The sequence below is a fragment of the Thiococcus pfennigii genome, assembly GCF_016583835.1.
Taxonomy (GTDB): domain Bacteria; phylum Pseudomonadota; class Gammaproteobacteria; order Chromatiales; family Chromatiaceae; genus Thiococcus; species Thiococcus pfennigii.
Genome location: NZ_NRRW01000128.1, coordinates 1 through 1,671 on the forward strand (window position 1 = coordinate 1; position 1,671 = coordinate 1,671).

General features: G+C 64.2%; 1 protein-coding gene. It reads right to left on the reverse strand.

Annotation, left to right across the window (positions count from 1 at the left end; translation table 11 throughout):
* Positions 1-262 precede the first annotated feature (262 nt).
* The gene (locus CKO41_RS18180) at positions 263-1,129 is read right to left on the reverse strand and encodes a DUF4351 domain-containing protein (protein ID WP_200383279.1); all 867 of its coding nucleotides are present in this window, start codon (positions 1,127-1,129) and stop codon (positions 263-265) included.
* Positions 1,130-1,671 lie beyond the last annotated feature (542 nt).

The following is a 1,671-nucleotide window of genomic DNA, read 5'->3' on the forward strand; positions in this document are numbered from 1 at the left end:
GTCGCCGCAGGCGCTCATCGAGTACCGGCGCCAGCAGTTCAAATCGCTTCTTGATCGCGATCTCATCGACCATGCCCCTATCATAGCAGGGCGCTCAGAATGAGACACTTATTTGCGGACAGATCCTAAGGGCTGCGCGCGTGCAGTCGGCGCAGTGGGTCGTCAGAGCCGTGACGTGCATGCTCGACGTGCTGCCAACGTGTACCCACGTAACACAAGCGGTAGACGAACCGCCGCGGCGTATGCGGCGGTGGCCTTTTGCTCAATGAAGGACCTCGTCGAGGCTTGAGGCAGTCAGGATCCGTTCCGACCAGACGAGCAGGGTCTCTGGATCAGCGGCCTCGATGCGTTCGCGGGCTGTCTCCGGGAGATCACCGAATTTCGATTGCAGTAGGCGAACGACCACGGCGGCTTCGCCTTTCTGCATGCCTTGTTCTCGGAAACGTTCTGCAAAGCTGGTCATGGCTTTGGCCTCTTCGGGATATTCTTGACTGTAGCGCTGCCGCTCATCGTCGTCGAGTGCGGCGTAGATATCGATAAAATCCAGATACTTGAGCTGGCGCTCGGGATCGGTCTCGAGGCTCGTGAGCCCGCGCACGGCGGCGGCGTAGACCGCCAGGCGCTCGCTGCGCTCATGGCGCATGTTGGGGAGGTTGAGGCGAGCTACGATATTTGGGCTGTCGTGGTAACGCCGGTAGTGCACCGCGGCGAGCTCGCAGGCGATGTAGGTGAAGTCGAGATAGGTCGCGCGGTCGCTGCCCAAGCGCAGCGCACGGTATCGAGGGGCGCCGTGGAGGAAGACGACCACCGGAACGACGCGCTCGGTTTGGCAAAGCTCGGAGAGGTCCGTGCAGTAGTGGATCAGCCGGTGAATCGAGAAGCGGCGCGCCTCGCTCTCCTGCTCGATGACGAACAGCACTGCCGCGCGACGGCCGTCTGGCCACTCTACTAGCAACGGGATATCGAGCTCTCGGAAACGCTCACCGAGGCGTTCCTGCAGCTGTTCTTGGCGGAGCGGTGTGATACGCACCTCACCCAACAGGTCCGCGACCTCGGACGGGGCGAAGAAGGCGAGCGCCTCGCGCGGGTAGTCCAAGATCAGATTCTTGAAGTTCTGGTCGTGACTCACTGCGGCAACATCCTGAAAGGAGCTTCCAGCCCCCAGCGATCAGCTTGGGAGAATTAGCCGGTTGGCATCGGGGTAAGACCTATTCGAGCTGACGTCGCCGGGCGAAGTCGAGGGGAGGAAGTCCATCGGTCCCTGAGCAACGAGAATCGCGTTCCTCAGGAGCCTAGTTGTGGGTCCAAACAGCGGTCAAGCGCCGAATGGCCCCGATCCAGGCGACTGGAGCTACAGGGGGCGGCGAACTGCCGTCTTAAGAGGAATGGCGCCGCACGCATCGTCGATGTCGCGACCGTCGTCGCCGCAAGCGGCCTCCCGGCGGCGGTCGATGGCGCTCGACAGATGCTGCCATCGCCGGGTCGCACCATCGCGGGGCCGCCTGGCGATCTAGGACTGGCGTAGCTCGGATTGGCTGGGCAGCGCCACGCCCGCCCGGGCGAGCACCCTGGCGTCGCCGATGCGGCAGGCCGCCTGGGGGCTCGGGCGCCCGGCCTCGTAGACCGGCAGGCCGAGCGAGGGGTGGGGGAGGTCGTCGCTCGGCCTGCCGG